The sequence below is a fragment of the Glaciecola sp. MF2-115 genome (assembly GCF_047250385.1).
In the GTDB taxonomy this organism is placed as follows: domain Bacteria; phylum Pseudomonadota; class Gammaproteobacteria; order Enterobacterales; family Alteromonadaceae; genus Glaciecola.
This window is the reverse complement of sequence record NZ_JBLBVM010000047.1, coordinates 40,443-59,702: the sequence shown is the minus strand read 5'-3', so window position 1 is coordinate 59,702 and position 19,260 is coordinate 40,443. Positions and strand designations below refer to the sequence as shown.

Below are 19,260 nucleotides of genomic sequence, written 5' to 3'. Positions count from 1 at the left end.
CAATGGCAGTTATTGAGCCCAAACTACTCGCGCGCAATGTTTCAGGCGAATATATCGGTGTTATCACACTCAATAAAGAAAAGTCTCTGAATGCACTGAATCTCGAAATGGTGCAATTGATGACCAAGTATTTAAATGAATGGCGCAATGATCAATCGGTCGTTGCCATTTTCATTGAAGGCGCTGGGGGTAAAGCCTTCTGTGCTGGCGGTGATGTGGTGTCTATGTATCAAGCCATGAAAAACGTGCGTGAAGAACAAAACCTAAAAGCAAATGAGAAGCTTGAAAGCCCACCTGAGTTCTTAAGTGACTTTTTCACACAAGAGTATGCATTAGATTACTGCATTCATACTTATCCAAAACCTATCGTTACTTGGGGCAGTGGAATAGTCATGGGCGGCGGTTTAGGTTTATTCGCGGCCTCTCAATTTGCAATCGCGACGGAAACATCGAAAATCGCGATGCCAGAAATCAGTATTGGCTTGTTTCCCGATGTGGGTGGTAGTTACTTCCTGAATAAAATGCCTTCGGGTATTGGCTTATTCCTAGGTTTAACAGGAGCGAGCTTTAACGGTATCGATGCGTTTGATGTCGAATTGGCGAGTCACAAGCTATCTTCGCTAAGCAAGCAAACATTGTTGTCCACATTGGTATCGATGGATGTCGTGTCTGAAACGACAGTAGATAAAGCGCTGAGTGAGTTGCAAACTATTGACGCTGTCAGTTTTGCTTCAGTTGAACCAAGATTATCTCCTAACTTTAATCTTTTAAGCTCATTGGGAACTGCAAATTCACTTAGGGAAGCTGTTTCTGTGGTTTCTAAAATAGTTGAAGAGAAAGCGGGCGATAAGTGGTGGTCAAGAGCATTAAGCACCTTAGAAAATGGTAGTCCAATAACGGCTAATTTAGTATTTGAACAACTAAGCCGGAGTCACAGTCTTTCATTAGCTGATTGTTTTAGACAAGAGTTGAGCATGGCGCTTAGCTGCAGTATGTACGGTGAATTTGAGGAAGGTGTGAGAGCTTTACTTATCGACAAAGACCTTGCGCCTCAATGGCTTTACAAAAGCAGAAATGAAGTACCAGTTGAGGTGATTGAATCGCATTTTACTTATCTTGATGTTGCGAAAGTGGGAATTACGAAAAACAACGATAATAGTGACATTGTCCACCCATTGCATCATCTAGAAGAAACTTATGGAGTTAAGCATGTCTAATATCGCATTTTTTGGCCTAGGTAACATGGGCGCATCAATGGCCAAAAACCTAGTTAAGGCTGGGTTCAATACTACCGTCTTTGATCTTGTAGAGTCGCAAGTACAACTATTAGCAGATGCTGGCGCTAATCCAAGCAAAAGCGTCGCGGAAGCCGTTTCCAATGCAGATGTTGTTATTTCAATGCTACCAGCGGATAAGCATGTTGAGTCTCTGTATTTTGGTGAAGAGGGCATTGTGAACAATATATCTGCTAATGCCTTGTTCATCGATTGCAGTACGATTGAATCAAGTGCGGCAATCACTATTGGAAAAAGACTAAAGCAATTGGGACATCGTTTTATCGATGCACCCGTGTCTGGAGGCGTTGCTGGAGCAGCAGCAGGCACACTTACCTTTATCGTAGGTGGTGATAAATTAGATTTCGAAAGTGCTGAAGGCTTTTTGAATGCAATGGGAAAGAACATTTTCCATGCAGGTGATGTTGGTGCAGGTCAAGTCGCTAAAATATGCAACAATATGCTCTTGGCAATTCTCATGGCTGGAACGTCCGAAGCCTTACAAATGGGTATAGACAACGGTCTCGATCCTAAAGTTATGTCTGATATCATGCTACAAAGTTCTGGCCGCAACTGGACCTTGGAGCTGTATAACCCTTGTCCTGATGTAATGGAGAATGTGCCATCATCAAAGGGCTATCAAGGCGGCTTCATGGTTGATTTGATGAATAAAGATCTCGGTCTTGCTATGAGCACGGCCGCTAATAAGCAGTCAGTTGTTCCGCTTGGTCAATTAGCCAAGTCTATGTTCCAAATACATGGCAATGCAGGTAATGGAAAATTAGACTTTTCTAGTATTTTTAATGCATATAAACACGATTAACTCAGCTTCATCGTTTTTGTGAGGGTGTGATATCATACCCTCACATTAACAAACTAAGCTTTCATGATTATGTGGCAATGCCCACTTTGCAATTTACCTCTTAAAACTCATCAAGACGATACATCAGATAGAATGCTATCAACTTGGTTCTGTGCCAACAAACATAGTTTTGACAAAGCAAAACAGGGTTATGTGAACTTGCTGCCGGTGCAAAATAAACGATCGAAAATGCCGGGTGATGACGCTCAAATGGTACAAGCTAGAAGTACCTTTTTTAGCGAAAAACCTTATCAAGCATTGGTGAGTAAACTAAGTGAACTGATTGTCACTCAAGTATCGCGTAACAACGAGTCTTTTTTGGTATCGCGTAACCTTGCTGGTAGCGGTCTGGGGCCAATAAATATATACGACTCAGGCTGTGGGGAGGGTTACTATCTGCAAGCGCTTTCAGACTTGCTTTCTGCTGTGAATTCAACTGAAAATAAGCTGCTTTTTTCATTCTCTGGGCACGATATTTCCAAGCCAGCTGTTGTGGCAGCCTCGAAGAGAAATAAAGATAAGCAATTGGTTGTAGCGTCTACAATAAACATACCTCTAGTCGATAATTCTCAAGATATCGTTTTACAAGTATTCGCACCTTCATGCGCAAAAGAATATGCGCGGATCCTCAAAGCGAATGGATTTGTTATTACTGTCGATCCGGCACCTAAGCACCTATTTGAATTAAAAGAGATGGTGTACGAGAAACCCGAATATCATCAGGAAAGTAATTTCAGCTTGAATGGTTTTGAATTGGCTGAGCAGCACAAACTTAAGTTTAAGGTAAAATTAGATAGTAGCGAGATGAGGTTAGCTTTATTACAAATGACACCGTTCTTCTGGAAAACGAATGAAGTACAAAAAACAAATATCAAAAATCATCTGAGCAGCGTTACCGCCGATTTTGTCATTCATGTTTGGAAGAAGGCTTGTATCGACGAACAATACGTAAATGAAACTAAGGATTAGCGCCAGTTTAGAGTACAAACTAGCGTGAAACAAACAAGTCAAGAACATCCAATATAAGACCTTGCAATACAAGACCAACTATAGCAAAAATAGCTAACGCAAGAACAAACAACGCAAATAAAATCAAATGAAGAGAAGCATTAATGACGAAAGCATTGTTTTTAGATAGAGATGGCGTAATCAATGTTAATCATGGCTACGTCTACAAAAAAAGCGAATTCGATTTCATCGAAGGAGCATTTGAACTAGTCAAGCGTGCGAATGAGCAAGGCTATACAACGATAGTCGTCACAAATCAGTCTGGGATAGGGCGCGGGATGTACACAGAGTCAGACTTTGAAAGCTTGAGCGTTTGGATGATCGCCGAATTTAAACAGAGAAATGCGCATATTGATGACGTTCTATTTTGCCCACATCATCCCGACGCTAAATTAGAAAAATACAAAAAGGTTTGTACTTGTAGGAAACCAGAAGCCGGTATGCTATTTGACGCAGCCTTAAAACACGCTGTAAGCCTCTCTGAGAGTATTATGGTAGGAGATAAGTTATCTGATGTGCAAGTAGCCATAAATGCCGGCTTGAGGGAAGTGGTGTGGTTTAACGAGGATTTTTTAAGCTCCGAAAAGCTCGACAATGCGCGAGAATTGCTTTCATCAATCGATCGCAAGGGGACAATAATCACAACGTCCCACACGCTTCATTCTGTCCTTTCGAGTAACTTTATCTAAAGATTAAAAAACCGTTAAGGAATCAAGTGGCGATGAAAGCAACTGCTTTGCATGCAGTTGCTTAAAAGAAAGATAAAAAGAGCCGTTTAAGCGAGTTTATTGTTTGGAAAACTCGGTTAAATGTTTAATCGAACGGCTCAGTAAATTAGTATCAATTTCGCTTAATACTTTTTCGTTTGTTGTGTAGTCACGGATCTCAAAACTACCGTCTTTACTTACTTCAGTAATAAGTCCTTTATGCACAACTATCAAATGACGACCTTGTGTACTCACTGCCCAATTCCTCGTTGGCGATTGCAGCGCTTGACCAATTGCATAGTTTTTCGGATCTGCGTTGCAACCAAGCTCAGTAAGAATAGTTGGTGCAATATCTTCTGTCGTCGACATTTGAGTTTCGATCGGCAAGTTGCTGAATAGTCTGAAGTAGGGGTTATCACCCGTCTTTGCAACTATCAAAATTTTGGTGTTAGCACTAAGCTCTTGTAGATCAACAGAATTAAATTCTTCATTCGAAACAGTTGCCATAAATAAGCCACTAGCTTGCGAATTTAAGCCATCACTAAAAGCTTTCCAGTTGCTTGAATAGAATGGCTTTTTGCTCGCGTTGTCTTGGTTGCTCGTTAAATGATTATACATGCTAAGGTCGAGGTTAAAGGCGTTCGACAAAGCAAGGGCGACAGGCTGAGAATCACTCACACTTGGCAAGAAACCTTGTGGCAAGCCATATACAACAGACATTAGATAATCATTTTTTAGAGTATTGCTGACAAAATGAAATCCATTATCCTGCAAACCTTCAGGCATCACGTTGATTGAATCTTCCTGTACGCTTAGGAAGAGCACTTTTTGTGTAGCGTCGACCGAACAATAAATAGGTGTCGGTGGGTAATCAAAAGCAAAGTCTTTTTCAGTAAATTGCAGATTCTGGCGTTGCTTGTAGTCTTGTAAGTCAAAAACACCAATACGCGACATCAAAGTCTTAGCGGTTGCTGGGTATGAAAGTGGCAACATATTGTCTTGCTGCAAAACAGGTGCATACAACTTGGCGTCGGCCCATACGTGAATGCCGTGACTAGCAACAAAACAGAAAACAAATGCACTAGTAACATATGTACCAATGTGCACTTTCATAAACCGTTTGATACGTTTGTGGATGGCATTAGCCAAAACTAGTTGGAACATTAACCACACAACGATAAGTAGGATTAAGTAGAACCACTGTAACCAGTTAAATGCACCCATTTGCCCCTGTGTTTCACTTCTTACTAAAGCGGCGGAACTGAAGCTGATATGAAAACCTGATTTGTTGTATAACAAGGCATCAAAGGCTAATAATGCTAATCCGACAGCCGCTATGACTGAGCCAATAACTTTCAATAGGCGAGGATGTTTTATTTTATAGCACAAAGGTAAAAGCAGCAGCACGAAGCCAAAAAAGGTGATGAAACTAATATGACCAATCCACGTCAGTAGCATATATGCGATACTGATGGGCGTGCCTGAGATGGGGGATGACAACAAATAGACTGACGATATTACCAGCGCCATTATAATATTTGCTAGAGCAAACCAATGCCCCCATGCAACTAATTCATTTATTTGTTTGCGTCGTGGTGATTCATTAAAGATCATATTGCTGACTAATTCCCTTTAACTGCTCGTTTTAATACGTCACAAAATTGATCAACCATTGCTTCGCGCTTGGCTGGTGCAACTTCTTGCGTAAATATATTCGATAATACGTTACCCAACACCATTAAAGATAAATCTCGGTTAGCATTGTTTTTTTCTAGGGCGCCGAAAACGTCTTGCATGGCCGCTTCAAACTCTTTATTCGAGTATCGGGATTGTTGTGGCATTAATCTGTCCTGTGATTTTTAACTGAAAACTGGTTACAATTAACCAAATCGTGAGTGCTGATTATAATCGCACTCTATTCATTCACAAACATTTGTTTGGAATATCTAAATTTATTGCAATAGCACGTACCCTTGAACCGCGATAAATACTATACTAAACCAATAGTTTAGCACATTTTATAAGGTAGTCTTTTAAGTATATGAGTGCACTCATTCACCAATTTGTTGTTCATCGTTTGAATTTAGCCGACGATGGCAAGCTTCATTTTATTCCTCGCTCGAGCTGTTTTGAGGCAAATAAAGAAATAGAAACCCTTGCACAGCAGTTGCATGCGACCTTTAACAGCAAACCTGGGAAGGGTGTCGGTGGCTTTGCAGAAGAAAGTGATAATTCATTTCCCAACGATTTATCTCAAGTATTGCAAAGCGAAATGGAATTTCATGAGTTTAGTGTGAAAAGTGGACAATTCTTATTACAAACACTAGCCAAAGAAGAAATGGTTGAAACCGGTTTCCTAATATTCAGCCAATATGAGTATTTAGCGACGCAGTATTTACTTATTGCGCTGATCGATACGAAACAACACGTTGCGGTTAATCAGCAAATGGACTTAGATTACAGCGATCACTTGGACTTCAGCAAAATGCAGTTGGCAGTGCGTATTGATATTACTCAATGGCAAGTGACTCCTGAACAGTTTCGTTATATTAGCTTCTTGAAAGGGCGTATGGGCCGCAAAGTATCTGATTTCTTCATGCAATATATCGCTTGTGAAGAAAAGGTCGATGTAAAGCAGCAAAACAAGCAGTTAATGCAGAACGTTGACGATTACTTGTCTCAAGAACAGTGTGATGCATATGAGAAAAACCAACATCGTGGTTCTGTAGCCAGCTATTTTAAAGAGAAAGTAGAGGAGGGCGAAGATGTCTCAGTTGAAGAGATCGCTCAATTCCTGCCTAAAGACGAGGATTCTGGTCAGTCATTTTCAGCATTCAATGACCAGCAAGAAGCCCCACTAGAGCAAAGCTTTCAACCAGATCGTTCGGTAATCAAATCACTCGCGAAATTCAGTGGCTCTGGCGGTGGCGTAACGATCAACTTCGATCGCCCCTTACTAGGCGAGCGTATTTTATACGACCCACATACGGATACTTTGACTATTCGTGGCATACCACCTAATTTAAAAGATCAGTTGCTTCGCGCAACAAAAGGTTAATTGCTGATATGAAATTATTCGTAAACGATTTAACTGTCATGGATTTCTCCTACCTTTGCCCAAAAAGGGGAATGGTTGGTGAAAGCTGGATTGTCGATATCTTGCTAAATGGCGGGTTAAACGAAGAAAGCATGGTGCAGGATTTTGGTAAAGTTAAGAAAGAACTTAAACATGTTATCGATGAATATGTCGATCATAAACTAGTCGTTCCTGCCGAAAATGCATGCACAACCATCACTCATGATACATCACATGAACGAGTTCAAGTTGACTTTTCTTACCAGCATGAAGGTGCTGAAAACGCTCAAAGCATGCATCTATATTGTCCGCCTGAAGCTTACGCTTTTGTCTATGCAGATGAAGTGAATATGAGTTCAGTTACAGAGTATTTGAAAGAGGTCATTAAAATTCACTTACCAGAAAACGTGCACTCTGTAGAGCTGTTTTTGCGTGAAGAAGTGATTCCGACGGATTTTTATCACTATACTCACGGCTTGAAAAAACACGATGGAAATTGTCAGCGAATTGCACACGGTCATCGTTCTAAAGTCCTCATTTTTGAAGATGGAAAAGAAAGTGAAACTTGGCAGAACTATTGGGCAAAAAGATGGGCTGATATCTACATAGGTACACAAGAAGATTTAGTCTCACCAAGCGAGTTAAGTTTTGCTCATAAAAATATCAGTGACGACAAGTTTTACTGTTTCAAATACGAAGCATCGCAAGGTGAGTTCGAAATGGCGATTGAAAAAGAAGCCTGTGAAATCGTCGAAACGGATTCAACAGTTGAGTGTTTAGCTCAGTTTATGTTTGATGAATTGAAAACCATGACTGACAAGAAATTGGAAGTTCGTGCTTTTGAAGGTGTTGGAAAAGGTGCCATCGTCTCTGATGATTAGTCTATTCAAAGATAAGCATAGAGAGCACATAGTTGATAAGGTCAATATCGTGTTGATATTGGCTCTAAGTGCACTGCTTTATTCTTTTAATTCCCAAGCGATGAACGCATTACAAAATAGTAGTACTGAGATCCTTGAGGCCGATGTTCAGAAAAATACTGGTGATTTGACCTTAGTTGGGAGCCTTACACAAGGCGCGTTACTAAGAGGTAAATTGCCTAGCGGCAGTAAGGTTTGGTTGAATGGTAAGGCATTAGATACATTACCTTCGGGAGATTTCGCCTTTGGTTTTGGTCGCGATGCTAAACTTCATCATGTTTTAGAATGGCAATTACCCACCGTGAAGAAGCGTGCAAGCAAGCCACTGCTCTTGAGCAAGCGTGAATATAAATTGCAGCGTATAGAAGGAGTTGCATCCAAGTACGTTTCGCCACCTAAAACAGTTTTAGAGCGTATTCGCAAAGATAATAGACAAATTGCAAAGGCGCGCGCCTCTAAGTCGAAGCTAAGCGCTTTTACTCAAACCTTTATTTTGCCAGCCAAAGGCCCAATTTCAGGTGTTTATGGTAGTCAAAGAGTCTTCAATGGCGAACCTAAACGTCCTCATTTTGGTTTAGATATTGCAGGTCCTGTGGGAACAGATATATACGCTCCTATAGACGGGATAGTGCGCTTAGCTCATCCGGATATGTATTATTCAGGTGGAACGCTGATAATTGATCACGGGCTTGGGGTGACGTCGACCTACATTCATCTGTCTTCGATTACGGTAAACGAAGGAGAAGAAATTAAGCAAGGCCAAAAGATTGCTGAGATGGGTGATACGGGACGCGTAACCGGCCCACACCTTGACTGGCGTATAAATTGGTTCAAAGAGCGTTTGGATCCAGCCTTACTTGTTGACCTTGAAGTAGCGGAAAACTAGAAGCTTTAGTCGTATTTCGCTGTGCTTTTAGGCTTTCGTCAATCAACACTTCCGCCAATCCAAGACTTCGCTATTCCAACACTTTCGCCAACCCAACACTTTCATCAATCAACGCTACCGTCAATCCAGCATTGAAACTTTTTTGTATCTTCTATGGTGAAGTAGGCAGTATCAGCTTTTGCAGCTTCTATTGGTAGCTGAGCACGAAGAATACGCCCCTGACGAAGCAAGGTAATTTCTACATGAGAGCATACTTGATTATCTAGCAAACGCTGCAAGTTTCCACTGTTCACTTGCCATTGCCCTAATGCTATTAAAATATCACCAATTTGAGCACCGGCGCGAACAATTGGTGAGCCGTCCCGCATTGTTTGTAGCAACAAACCACTGTCTTGGTCTTTGTAAATTGCACCGAAGGCATGTTTGATGGATTCAGTACTCGGTTTACCACCCTTATCACTTTGAGAGACTTGCGTTCTATAATGCAGTTTCAAACCAATTTTCTTAACTAAGGCATCTAACGGTGAATCATCTGTACTATAGAGTGCCGTATTCAAAAACTCAGAGATATCTAACTTAAAGTGTTTTTTACATAGTTGTTGAATAACGTCATCGGGCGTGCCGATATTGCAGCTGCCATACTCTTGCCAAAGTATCTGCATAATTTGGTTAATGGAGTACCGGTTCTCACTCATTTCTCGAAGCGTAATATCGAGCGCTAGGGCGATAACGGCACCCTTATTATAATAACTGACAATATGGTTATGAGAGCCAGCATCTTGCTTATAAAACTTCGTCCAAGCGTTTATGCTCGATTCTGTAATTGATTGTTTATGTCGCCCCTGGGTTTGCTTCAAACGAGTAAGGTTCTCTCCCAAGATTTCAACATAACGTTGTGCGTCAATAAAATTAGTTCTAGCGAGACTTAAATCGTCGTACAAACTAGTGAAGCCCTCGTAGATCCATAGTTGCTCCGAATATTGTTCGCTACTTAATTCAGGAGAAATCATTATTTGAGGCTTGATTCGCTTCACATTCCAAGCGTGAAAGAGTTCGTGACTACATAAACTCAAGAACCGTTGATAATGCTCAGATTTCAATTCTGTCTCTGAACGCATAGGTAAGTGGAATCTTGGATACAAGAGTGCAGTTGATGCCCTGTGCTCCAGTCCGCCAAAGCCATCATCACTTAATAACGTAAGAAACCAGTAATCTCTCTCAGGAAGCGCTCCGAACAAATTAATATGATGCTGACAAAGAGGTTTGAGATCTTGGCATATTCGCTGAAGGTCGGTTTCTGTTTTACCTGAAAATACGACATGAAAGTTTGTATCTGCAACTTCAAAACTTGCTTGCTCCACCTGACCCAATAGAACAGGGTGATCAATGAGTTCTTGATAGTCTTCACAAGTGAAGTAATGTTTTACAATTGAGTTTGATTCCACAACGGAGTGTTTTTGATAAGAAGTGCAAAGCCGCCAATTCTTGTCTACTTGATTGTTTTCGATGCATAGAGAAATAGGAGAGCTAGCATTATCAGTAAATTCCTTCACTTCTAAAAAGGTGCTAGTACCATTGAAGAATGCGTACTCGTCAAATAAATATGCGCCTCGAACGGATAAGTCGAAAGCGTATACTTGATAAGTAAGCATTAGGCCATCGCTAGCATTTGCGATTTGCCATGTCTGCTTATCAATTTGAATAGTTTCTAGTTTCTGGCCAGAATGTGATTCAGCATGTATTGAGTGAATATTTTTACAAAAATCCCTGATCATGTAACTACCAGGTATCCATGCAGGTATGCTTAGATGAATAATAGCGTGTTTTGAGGCTGGAATAGAAATTTTGACATTAAAAACGTGCTCAGCTAAATTTTCAGGTACGATGTGATATGAGAGCATGTCTGTCATGAATGGTCGCCTTTGATGTTTGGGATTTTAAGAAACTTAATAATACCATGATATATCAGGGCTGTGTGTCCTAGCAGTTGTAAATTTGGAAGGGAATTCAAGTGAAAACCACAATATCCTCAGCGGATATCAATGCGCTTTTGTGCTTGTTGCCAAACACCGAGGCTGACATGCAAGTCATCGCGCAGTCAGAGCCGGTGCGACTTAAAACTACTTACTTTGGAACAGATGGTGAAGAGTGCTTGTTTTTTCGTTACCCATCATCAACAGAGTCGGTTAACACAACGCTTCTAATCGAAGCTGACTCTCAAATTATTATACGTTATGTACTGGATGAGCCCTTTGGTGAGGTGGTCGCGTTTAAAGTGCGTGTTCTAAAAGTTATTCACACACCAATTCCCATGTTAATTACAAGCTTTCCAAATGCCTTACAAAAATTAGGCCTGCGGGCACAAAAACGGGCAATTTTGGGTGTACCGGTAGATGTGGTTTTAGATGAACAAGACAATAAAGAAGTTGAAGGTTTAATTGTTGATGTCTCAATGAAAGGCTGCAAATTATTAATCCCCTTTAAAACCGTTTTGCAAGTGATTGAAAATGAAGAAACAATTACTTTATGTGTAGAAATGTCTGAGCGTACGATGTTACTCAATGCCAATGTTAAAAATTGTCAGATTGAAAAAAGCTACCATGCTTATGGTATTCAATTTGATGATCCAGACAATCAACTCGAACGATTGCTTGAGCGATACATGATCACGTTGTAAACTAGATGTTAATACCATGAAAATAAAAATAACAAAGAGGTAAGAAATGCGTGACGTAGATAGGCTCATCAGACACTACGGTGAAAGCCATACCAATAAAACCAATGTTATGATCCATGCGATAGCCGTACCGTCAATTTTTTTGGTGACGATTGGTTTACTTTGGTCTATTCCAGTACCAGAGTTTATGCAGGCTATGGATATAACCTTTGCGCATGTGTTAGCTATTCCCACACTTTATTATTACTTCAAGCTGTCAGGTCCAATCGGAGCGGCGATGACCTTATTGACTCTAGCTTCCTTTGGTATCATTAAGCTTCTCGTGATGTATGATGTGTCGGTATGGCTGTTCAGTCTCAGTCTATTTGTTGTTATGTGGATTCTGCAGTTTATTGGACATCATATTGAGGGTAAAAAACCGTCATTCTTTGAAGATTTAAGATATCTACTTGTTGGCCCAGCATGGTGGTGGGTACATTGGTTAAAAAGAATGAACATTAGCTATTGATGTTAAATTGTTAAATCCAATGCATTCATAGACTAATGCGACAGTGACAAATGATCCTAAAAGCGCTTTCTTCGAAAGCGTTTTTTGTTTGAAACGATAAAATTATAATTTCACTTTTAGTCGAATAAACTTTCAAAGCATTATAGTGAAGTGAAGTGAAGTGATTTATTTGATAAGCAATTTAAAACTTATTTAATGATATCAATTTGTAACCTTTTTTCTTAGTGTTGTCGTACTAAGGAAGTATGTAGAAACAAATAATGCGCTTCAAATAGGTCTTAATACATACTAGTGCTAAATGTGACCTAAAGTTAAACGTAAACTAGGGTTAAACGTAAACTAGAGTTAAAAGAAAAGTCGCGCTAAATGAAAAGTAGAATGAAATGAAAAAAACGATACTGATAGTGTTTATGCTGCTTCTAGGTGGATGTTCGACGAAGTTTGTCTACAAAAATGTTGATTGGCTAGTTTACTGGTATATAGACGATTTTGTAGAGCTTACAGATGAGCAGGAAGACTTATTTGATAAAAAATTAGCACAGTGGCTCGTTTGGCATAAAGCAAGCGAGCTACCACAGTACTTGTCGCATCTACAGGAATTGTCAGGTGATATCAAAAACCAGCAGCTTAGCTTAGATAAAATGGATTACCATCAAAACAAAGCTCGGGATCATTGGCTAAGAATCAAAGCAAAAATTATCCCGGACTTAGTAGAGATGTCACCGAGTTTATCTGAAGAACAAGTTGTATCAATATTTAAAGAAATCGACGAATTGAATGAAGAAGATGCTGAGGAGCGAGCAGAGCGTTTAGCTATGTCCGAAGACAAGCGTAAAACTCAGAGTCTAAAGCGGAACAAGAAAAATCTAAAGCGTTGGCTTGGTTCGCTTAACGTTCAACAAGAAACCTTAGTCGAAAACATGTATGGCCAGTACCATTCCAACGGCGAGTTATGGTTAGAATACCGACTCGAATATCAGAAAGCTTTACGAGCATTGTTTGATGAGTCGGATCGAGGGGATAAATTTAAGTTCAAGTTACACGAATTACTGATGAATCCAGAAGTGTTTCGTGGTGAATTACTAAATCAACGAAATATTGAAAATAGTAATAAATACAAGGAGTTTCTATTAGCCCTAGATGCTGTAGCAACTGAGAAGCAAAGAGCGCACATTCTCGATGAAATTGCAGAGTTTGCTGATGACGTCAGTGATTTACTTAAATAAAATTAGTACATTTATTGATGTCGTTTCAACAATGCTGCTTGTAGACTATCTATTTGCAGCTTTGCTGTCTCCCAAGCCTTAATAATTTCGTTTATATCGCCCTTTTTACATGAAGATTCTAGTTCGCTGCTTGCCTCGCTGAGGGGTTTTGCGCCGATAATCAAGGCGCTACTTTTTAGCGAATGAGCCATTGCGCCAACGCTTGACCATTCGTTCAATGATGCGGCTGAAACGATATCATTGAAAGCAACTTTGAGATTCTCTTCATACTCCAAAAGAAATTCATTCAATTCTACTTCACTTACTTCACCCAGTATATTGTTCAGTACATGTAAGTTAAATAACGGTGTGCCATCTGAACTTAGCTTACTTTTTGATTCGTAATCACTGTTCATCTCATCATTTGAGACTTTTTGAAACACGGCAGAAAGGCTCGCAATTGTGAGTGGCTTCATTAACACTTCATCACACCCCGCGCTCATGCACTCATCTCGGCAACTCTCTGTTTTGTCTGCAGTGACAATTATCATTTGGACGGGCGCTTGTTCCTTACTTTTTTCGATCATTCGTAATTTTTTAATGAGCTCAGCGCCCGACATTCGAGGCATTTGAAAATCGCTTAGTACGATGTCATAAGTTTTATCCACAAAGTAATCAAGGGCGTCACTTGGTTTCATTGCGAAGTCAGCAGTTATGGCTAGTGATTTAAATTGTCGCTTCAATACGAACATATTGTCGGGATTATCTTCGACTACCAAAGCTGTTATCCCGTCAAATATTGATACTCCTTCTACTAAATGAGTATCAAGTTCTGTATTTAAAACATTATTGTTTAATGAGGGAACAAACTCGCACAATTTATCTAATAATTCTTTTAATCTAAGCGGAGTTTGCGAGATGAAGGGGAGACGCTCATAGCCTTTGTATTTATTCTGGTTAGCATCGAAATTACGCAGCAAGATAGTACGTCCAGCTGAAACAATGTCTGCCATATCATTGGCATTCAGCTTTGACGAAGGGCGTAATAATTGAAACTCATTATGTGCTAGGGTTTGACAGATATTCTCATTAAACTCAGCTTTAAAACCTATAAATGGGGCATACTGAGATAATGACTCAAAGAAGAGCTGATCATTTGTCTTCAGTATTAATGCCGATAAATGTTTATTTGTAGAATTGAATGTGACTGTGTTCTTTGGAACAGGAAACGTAAAATTAAAGGTAGTCCCCACGCCAAGTTTACTTGTGACAGTAAGCGACCCTCTCATCAGCCAACTGATCCGTTGGCAAATGCTTAGCCCCAAACCACTGCCTCCAAATCTGCGATGTGTATCGATGGATGCTTGTTCAAATCCTGCAAAAACGTACTTTTGTTGTTTATCTGAAATGCCGATGCCATTGTCTTTAACCAAGCAACAAATATTCTGACTTTCGATATCGTATGTAATATTAAGTGATAGTTTGGGTTGCTTGTGATTATTGAACTTTAAACCGTTACTGATAAGGTTATTTAAAACCTGAGTGATACGAATATCATCCAATAGCAATTTATTAGGTATACGCGGGTCTACAAACAGTTGCAGCTCAGTATTTGACTGCATCGCAGAAGCGGAAAAACTTTCAATAACCGATTCACTAAGCTCTCTTAAATTGGTAGGTACTTTTGATAAAGTGACTTTATTCGCATCAAACTTCGCAAAATCCAAAACGTTGTTAATTAACGCAAGCAACTTATCTGCATTTTTATGAATACGCTTCATGTACTCGTTTTTAGCTATATAGTCATCTTTCAAACACAAATCTAACATACCAATAATTGCATTTAGTGGGGTTTTTACCTCATGGCTCATAGCAGCCATAAAGCTATTTTTGGCTTCACTTAATTTTTCTGCTTCATCACAGGCATTCTCAAATTGTTGGTGCAAGGCAATAATTGAACTTTCATCTTTGAATGTACCAATCCGGTAGCCTTGCGCGGTTAACTGATCTTGGTATCGCAGATCGCGACCATCTTGGTTTTTAAATTCGAAATGAAGCTTGTCTTTAGAACTCAGTTTCTGGTTAACAAATCGACAAAGTAAAGCAGCATTGAGTGCGTTGTTTTGTTCAAGAGAAGTGGAGATCAACTGAATAAGTTGAGAGACTGGTTTCTGAGTTAAAGCATGACTATTATTAATTGGGAATAGCTGAAGAAATGGTTTGTTAATGTGAAGGACAATGTTGCTTGGAGAGATGATGACAACAGCATCTGAAACTTGATCAATCGCAATTAAAAGTTGCTGCAGCATCGTTTCATGGTTTGTCATCTATTTACCTTGTTATCACGCAATATAAGCCCTTTAATAGTCATTACTTAAATTAAGGGCGATGTATTGAAATTTATGGGATCAAACCAAACTTATTCAGCAGTTTATCTAGCGTGGGTCTAAACAATGGTTTTACGATGTAGCCTTGAGCGCCACGGTCAACAGCTTCCCTGATTGTTTGTTTATTTTTATTCCCAGTAAGCATGATAATGGGAGTATCTGCATTCATTAAATCTTTACTAACAATTTGGTCAACAATATAAATTCCATTAGTATCCGGTAAATTAATGTCCATTAAGACTAGGTCATATTTATTGCAGGAAAGAGCTGCAAATGCGCGTCTTCCGCTATTAACGAACTCAACTTTAACTGGATATCTTGCCAACAGTTTAAGTGTTAGTTGTTGCGAGATGAGATCATCCTCGACTAACAGGACGGACTTCTTCTTACCGGCTTGTTCCAATACCTCTTCTATTTTATCAATATTATTATAAAGATTATTATACATAGGCGGAGGCTGCGGAGTAGAAGGCTTCTCACCCTTTGCAACTGCCAGCTCTTCGGACTGCACTTGTAAAACATCCTCCGGAGCACTTTGCTTCAGAACCGATTCGAGTAGCTGTATGGTCTTGCTTTGAAGTTGCAGTAATTTCGGTCTAAGTTCATCGGTTTTAATCTTGGAAAGTAAATTAGCGACCTTCTTAATATCTAGTTGAACAGATTGTTCCTTTTCTAAGTCCCGTATTGTTTTATCGACAATTCCCTCAAGCTCTTCGATAGTTTTTTCAAAGGCCGCATTGCAATCGGCCTTGCGTTGCTTTCCTTTCTCTACTAATTGGTTTAGTTCACTCGGATATTTATTGCTTTGTTTAAGAAAATCTTGATCTGAATGTTTAGAGAAGGTTGTTATACCTAGCACTAAAAGCAAATGTTCTATTACTAATATTGCACGATACGGTTCATGTAGAGGTCGAAAAATCAGGAATTCATCAATTACACCTCCTTTGAAAGCATCAAAAGCAAGTTTCTCTTGACCCTTAGATACAAGGGTAACCACTTTGTGGTCGCAAGTACTATGTTTATTACAGGCATCTAGGGCTTTGTAGTAGGCTGCAATGGATACCGCTAGGGTGTCACCAGCGAACAATAAAATTTTGGAGGAAGGCGACGTTAGGGCTTCGCACACTCTTTTTAAATCAGAGATTACTTCTACTTTACCGAAATGCGCTTTCAATACTTCAAGAATCGGCGCGTCTTGGTCTAAGTCGTGACTAAAAAATACAAGTGGACTTGCTTGAGTACCCATAAGTTCCGCCTAATGATATTTTTAAGTATTGCACCTTCGTAATGGTTTAGGGTGACGATTGCAATGTGTCTAATTTTCAAGTTTGAACCAAGTTTGCTAAAAAATAAAGTCTATTTTAGCAATCACTTAGACATTACGTTTTCCGCATCAAGTTTCATTTTTTCAAATTTCAGTTTGTGTACTTTTCGCAAAGGCATATTAGTGATGTATCGATAATGTTCTTTGCATTCCAGTTGCAGCGCTGTATTCGCCTCAACCGTTTTCTCTAATATTTTAACAATGCTCTGCAAAAGGTTGAGTGTTACACCAATATTCATAGGTGCTATTTTTTTCGCTTCTGAGAATGATTCATAGGCACTCTGATACTGACCATCACTGTATTTTTGCACGCCTTCTTTGTTAAATTTGATGTATTGTTCTTGTTTCTCATCAACCTGAGAAAACGCGTCTTTAATTGCGTTTTCAATGTTGCTATCTAGTTCTGTATCCTGCTTTAGGACTGTATTTCGTACTTTAATTGCTTCTTCAAAGTCTCCCAAATCTAGCATCGTTTTCAAACTTTCAGCAGCAAGGCTTACTGGGTACTGAGTGAACTGCTGTTCGATTTTTATTTGAGCTTCTTCTAAAGCAATTTTAGATTCGCTGTGCCGCTCGTTTAGAAACGCTAATCTAGCTTCGATGAGCTTTTCAAAAATAGCAAAATCAAAACCGTTCTGAACTGTTGAAGTTGTGTTGTCGACCTTTATGCGCTTAATTGCATATAAAGCATCTTGCATTAACTTGCTTCTTTCTTTGCTGTCATGTGTATTTTCCGCTGCGTCTAAAATGCTGCGAATGTAACTACACATATGATTGACGTTACGATGTATTGAGCGCTGTGATAATTCAAAAATAGATTGTGCTGACTCCATCGCTGTTTGAAAGTCATCGTTGACTCGAGCAATGGTGCACACCTTATAATGACGCTCAATCGAGAGTGGGGATAAGCTTAGCGCTTCTTTAATATACTTTAATGCTTCATCAGGCATCTCATTCTTCAAATATGCATCAGCTAAAATGTCATATGAGTCTACGTCAATACGCAAGGAATCAATTGCCTGTTTGGCTAAATCGATAGCGTCAACATAATTTTCTTGTAACAACTTTGTTCGAGCCATCGCGCTCAAGGCCCATTGAATTTCCCGTTCGTTTAGCACCTTATCCAGCAATAACTCAGCTTTGTCGTATTGTTTAGTTTGCCAATAAAGTTGAACTAAGGTTTGAGTACAATAAGCGTTGTACTTTGTACCGATTTCAAGAAAGTGCTTACATGTTTCGATGCTCAGTTCATATTTTTTGTGTTCTATTAGGCTGTATAACGAGGCGAGTGTTAAACGTCTGCTAATTGCTCTCGTAATTCTTGAGTTTAGTTGAGCTTGTGAGAACGGTTTAATTAGGTAGTCGTCAGGTTGCTTTTCGAGAGAGCCAAGCACCATTGAGCGAGCGCTGTCGCCGCTTATCATAATAAAGATAGCCGAAGGTTTTATTAGATGATGCTTTCTGACTTCTTCTAAAAATTCAAAGCCATTTTTTTTATCGTTGCCCAAGTGCAAGTCGCACACAATAATGTCGTATGAGATTTTTTTACAGGCTTTTAGTGCAGACTCGGCACTTAGCTCTATATCAATTTTTTTTGCACCTAAACTATTTAATAATCCTTTGAGCAAGGTTAGGAAGGGACGTCGGTCTTCTACGACCAAACATCGCTTGTCGGCATAATCTAGTTTATCCATGCAGAAAACGGCTACCTTAAATGTTGGTCAACATCATGTTAACTATCGTTGTTTTAGCTATACTTTTTTATCGTATCTTCAAGTTAAAACTTGAGGAAATCGTTGTTACTGACGATAACAAAATATAAGCCAATTAACTATGAGAACGATGGATAAAATTAAATTCCCGCACATTGAACAACAATTGCGGTTGAATCGAAGCGTAAAATCAATAAATACAGATAAGAGTTTGTTTTATCTGTATTTATCGATGCTGGAAAAAGATCTATCCACGCAGCCAAGATTTGCTGATAATGCGGCTACGGATGAAATTGTATATGCTGATATAAAATCACATTATTACAAACACCCATCCTTGCAGTTTACTGAGCAAGATTACATCCGACAAGGGGACTTTTCAGAGGCTGTTAACCAACAAGCAAATAGTACTTTAAAATTACTTAATTCCTTTTTCCCACAGGGTTTATCAGAACACAATAACCATCTCCGTTTAGATGATGAGGTCTTGGCTGGTCTTGATTACTATGCAAAACAGCGCGTGGAAAAGCAAAGTATGGCTGTAGACACTGAAACATCATCAGAACCAAGCATTATGCCTGTTGATGAAACTTTGCTTTACGACTTAATACCAAAAGCCTCTCAATTTTTCATATAGCTTCTTGATTTATATCAAGCTCGATTAAGTTTGAATGGTAAAATTATCATTTTTCTGCTATTTTGCGCGCGCAATTT

The 19,260-nt window shown here is 39.4% G+C and carries 17 protein-coding genes; 11 read left to right on the top strand and 6 right to left on the bottom strand.

Features of this window, described 5'->3' with window-relative positions:
- The first annotated feature begins 2 nt into the window (after nucleotides 1-2).
- The 4 genes from ACKLNX_RS07365 to ACKLNX_RS07350 all read left to right on the top strand — a co-directional run bounded on the left by ACKLNX_RS07365 (nucleotide 3) and on the right by ACKLNX_RS07350 (nucleotide 3,833).
- Nucleotides 3-1,217: an enoyl-CoA hydratase/isomerase family protein gene (locus tag ACKLNX_RS07365; protein ID WP_412971836.1), complete on the top strand. Its 1,215-nt coding sequence runs from the start codon at nucleotides 3-5 to the stop codon at nucleotides 1,215-1,217.
- Nucleotides 1,210-2,097: a 3-hydroxyisobutyrate dehydrogenase gene (gene mmsB, locus ACKLNX_RS07360; protein ID WP_412971835.1), complete on the top strand. Its 888-nt coding sequence runs from the start codon at nucleotides 1,210-1,212 to the stop codon at nucleotides 2,095-2,097. Before ACKLNX_RS07365 ends, mmsB begins: the two co-directional genes overlap by 8 nt.
- A gap of 63 nt (nucleotides 2,098-2,160) precedes the next feature.
- Nucleotides 2,161-3,105: a putative RNA methyltransferase gene (locus ACKLNX_RS07355; protein ID WP_412971834.1), complete on the top strand. Its 945-nt coding sequence runs from the start codon at nucleotides 2,161-2,163 to the stop codon at nucleotides 3,103-3,105.
- Between the two features lie 143 nt (nucleotides 3,106-3,248).
- Nucleotides 3,249-3,833: a D-glycero-alpha-D-manno-heptose-1,7-bisphosphate 7-phosphatase gene (locus ACKLNX_RS07350; RefSeq protein WP_412971833.1), complete on the top strand. Its 585-nt coding sequence runs from the start codon at nucleotides 3,249-3,251 to the stop codon at nucleotides 3,831-3,833.
- Between the two features lie 96 nt (nucleotides 3,834-3,929).
- Here ACKLNX_RS07350 and ACKLNX_RS07345 read toward each other — a convergent pair whose 3' ends face one another.
- Together ACKLNX_RS07345 and ACKLNX_RS07340 are read right to left on the bottom strand one after the other, a co-directional pair.
- On the bottom strand, nucleotides 3,930-5,465 hold the full coding sequence (locus tag ACKLNX_RS07345; protein WP_412971832.1) for a DUF3413 domain-containing protein: 1,536 nt from the start codon (nucleotides 5,463-5,465) through the stop codon (nucleotides 3,930-3,932).
- 8 nt (nucleotides 5,466-5,473) lie between these two features.
- Nucleotides 5,474-5,692: a DUF1414 domain-containing protein gene (locus tag ACKLNX_RS07340; protein WP_411694762.1), complete on the bottom strand. Its 219-nt coding sequence runs from the start codon at nucleotides 5,690-5,692 to the stop codon at nucleotides 5,474-5,476.
- Between the two features lie 200 nt (nucleotides 5,693-5,892).
- Between ACKLNX_RS07340 and yejK the strand changes: the two genes are divergently transcribed.
- The 3 genes from yejK to ACKLNX_RS07325 all read left to right on the top strand — a co-directional run bounded on the left by yejK (nucleotide 5,893) and on the right by ACKLNX_RS07325 (nucleotide 8,733).
- Nucleotides 5,893-6,909: a nucleoid-associated protein YejK gene (gene yejK, locus ACKLNX_RS07335; RefSeq protein ID WP_412971831.1), complete on the top strand. Its 1,017-nt coding sequence runs from the start codon at nucleotides 5,893-5,895 to the stop codon at nucleotides 6,907-6,909.
- Between the two features lie 8 nt (nucleotides 6,910-6,917).
- Entirely contained in the window at nucleotides 6,918-7,808 is an 891-nt protein-coding gene (locus ACKLNX_RS07330; protein WP_412971830.1) for a 6-carboxytetrahydropterin synthase, read from the top strand.
- A 100-nt stretch (nucleotides 7,809-7,908) separates the two neighbouring features.
- Nucleotides 7,909-8,733, top strand: coding sequence for a M23 family metallopeptidase (locus ACKLNX_RS07325; protein WP_412971878.1), 825 nt, complete (start codon nucleotides 7,909-7,911; stop codon nucleotides 8,731-8,733).
- 104 nt (nucleotides 8,734-8,837) lie between these two features.
- Here the strand turns inward: ACKLNX_RS07325 and ACKLNX_RS07320 are convergent, their stop codons facing one another.
- On the bottom strand, nucleotides 8,838-10,643 hold the full coding sequence (locus tag ACKLNX_RS07320; RefSeq protein ID WP_412971829.1) for a M61 family metallopeptidase: 1,806 nt from the start codon (nucleotides 10,641-10,643) through the stop codon (nucleotides 8,838-8,840).
- Nucleotides 10,644-10,744: 101 nt separating this feature from the next.
- Here ACKLNX_RS07320 and ACKLNX_RS07315 point away from each other — a divergent pair, with 101 nt between their 5' ends.
- The 3 genes from ACKLNX_RS07315 (at nucleotide 10,745) to ACKLNX_RS07305 (ending at nucleotide 13,144) form a co-directional block, all read left to right on the top strand.
- On the top strand, nucleotides 10,745-11,410 hold the full coding sequence (locus tag ACKLNX_RS07315) for a flagellar brake protein (RefSeq protein ID WP_412971828.1): 666 nt from the start codon (nucleotides 10,745-10,747) through the stop codon (nucleotides 11,408-11,410).
- 46 nt (nucleotides 11,411-11,456) lie between these two features.
- The gene (locus ACKLNX_RS07310; protein ID WP_411694757.1) at nucleotides 11,457-11,918 is read left to right on the top strand and encodes a DUF962 domain-containing protein; all 462 of its coding nucleotides are present in this window, start codon (nucleotides 11,457-11,459) and stop codon (nucleotides 11,916-11,918) included.
- A 383-nt stretch (nucleotides 11,919-12,301) separates the two neighbouring features.
- Complete coding sequence (locus tag ACKLNX_RS07305; RefSeq protein ID WP_412971827.1) at nucleotides 12,302-13,144, top strand: DUF6279 family lipoprotein; 843 nt, start codon at nucleotides 12,302-12,304, stop codon at nucleotides 13,142-13,144.
- A gap of 11 nt (nucleotides 13,145-13,155) precedes the next feature.
- On the opposite strand, the gene ACKLNX_RS07300 is transcribed toward ACKLNX_RS07305, so the two are convergent.
- The 3 genes from ACKLNX_RS07300 to ACKLNX_RS07290 form a co-directional block, all read right to left on the bottom strand.
- Entirely contained in the window at nucleotides 13,156-15,450 is a 2,295-nt protein-coding gene (locus tag ACKLNX_RS07300) for a hybrid sensor histidine kinase/response regulator (RefSeq protein ID WP_412971826.1), read from the bottom strand.
- Between the two features lie 73 nt (nucleotides 15,451-15,523).
- Nucleotides 15,524-16,756, bottom strand: a complete 1,233-nt coding sequence (locus ACKLNX_RS07295; protein ID WP_412971825.1) for a response regulator — start codon at nucleotides 16,754-16,756, stop codon at nucleotides 15,524-15,526.
- 122 nt (nucleotides 16,757-16,878) lie between these two features.
- A complete protein-coding gene (locus ACKLNX_RS07290) occupies nucleotides 16,879-18,528 on the bottom strand; it encodes a response regulator (RefSeq protein ID WP_412971824.1) in 1,650 nt (549 codons plus the stop codon).
- A 148-nt stretch (nucleotides 18,529-18,676) separates the two neighbouring features.
- On the opposite strand from ACKLNX_RS07290, the gene ACKLNX_RS07285 reads away from it, so the two are divergent.
- The gene (locus ACKLNX_RS07285) at nucleotides 18,677-19,183 is read left to right on the top strand and encodes a hypothetical protein (RefSeq protein WP_412971823.1); all 507 of its coding nucleotides are present in this window, start codon (nucleotides 18,677-18,679) and stop codon (nucleotides 19,181-19,183) included.
- The last annotated feature ends 77 nt before the right edge of the window (nucleotides 19,184-19,260 follow it).

Excerpts from the sequence above, each read along its gene's own strand:
- ACKLNX_RS07300 (WP_412971826.1), bottom strand. The coding sequence starts at position 15,450 with ATGACAAACCATGAAACGATGCTGCAGCAACTTTTAATTGCGATTGAT.
- ACKLNX_RS07285 (WP_412971823.1), top strand. The coding sequence starts at position 18,677 with ATGGATAAAATTAAATTCCCGCACATTGAACAACAATTGCGGTTGAAT.
- ACKLNX_RS07325 (WP_412971878.1), top strand. The coding sequence starts at position 7,909 with ATGAACGCATTACAAAATAGTAGTACTGAGATCCTTGAGGCCGATGTT.
- ACKLNX_RS07305 (WP_412971827.1), top strand. The coding sequence starts at position 12,302 with ATGAAAAAAACGATACTGATAGTGTTTATGCTGCTTCTAGGTGGATGT.
- ACKLNX_RS07365 (WP_412971836.1), top strand. The coding sequence starts at position 3 with ATGGCAGTTATTGAGCCCAAACTACTCGCGCGCAATGTTTCAGGCGAA.
- ACKLNX_RS07310 (WP_411694757.1), top strand. The coding sequence starts at position 11,457 with ATGCGTGACGTAGATAGGCTCATCAGACACTACGGTGAAAGCCATACC.
- mmsB (WP_412971835.1), top strand. The coding sequence starts at position 1,210 with ATGTCTAATATCGCATTTTTTGGCCTAGGTAACATGGGCGCATCAATG.
- yejK (WP_412971831.1), top strand. The coding sequence starts at position 5,893 with ATGAGTGCACTCATTCACCAATTTGTTGTTCATCGTTTGAATTTAGCC.
- ACKLNX_RS07290 (WP_412971824.1), bottom strand. The coding sequence starts at position 18,528 with ATGGATAAACTAGATTATGCCGACAAGCGATGTTTGGTCGTAGAAGAC.
- ACKLNX_RS07295 (WP_412971825.1), bottom strand. The coding sequence starts at position 16,756 with ATGGGTACTCAAGCAAGTCCACTTGTATTTTTTAGTCACGACTTAGAC.
- ACKLNX_RS07330 (WP_412971830.1), top strand. The coding sequence starts at position 6,918 with ATGAAATTATTCGTAAACGATTTAACTGTCATGGATTTCTCCTACCTT.
- ACKLNX_RS07355 (WP_412971834.1), top strand. The coding sequence starts at position 2,161 with ATGATTATGTGGCAATGCCCACTTTGCAATTTACCTCTTAAAACTCAT.
- ACKLNX_RS07350 (WP_412971833.1), top strand. The coding sequence starts at position 3,249 with ATGACGAAAGCATTGTTTTTAGATAGAGATGGCGTAATCAATGTTAAT.
- ACKLNX_RS07320 (WP_412971829.1), bottom strand. The coding sequence starts at position 10,643 with ATGACAGACATGCTCTCATATCACATCGTACCTGAAAATTTAGCTGAG.
- ACKLNX_RS07340 (WP_411694762.1), bottom strand. The coding sequence starts at position 5,692 with ATGCCACAACAATCCCGATACTCGAATAAAGAGTTTGAAGCGGCCATG.
- ACKLNX_RS07345 (WP_412971832.1), bottom strand. The coding sequence starts at position 5,465 with ATGATCTTTAATGAATCACCACGACGCAAACAAATAAATGAATTAGTT.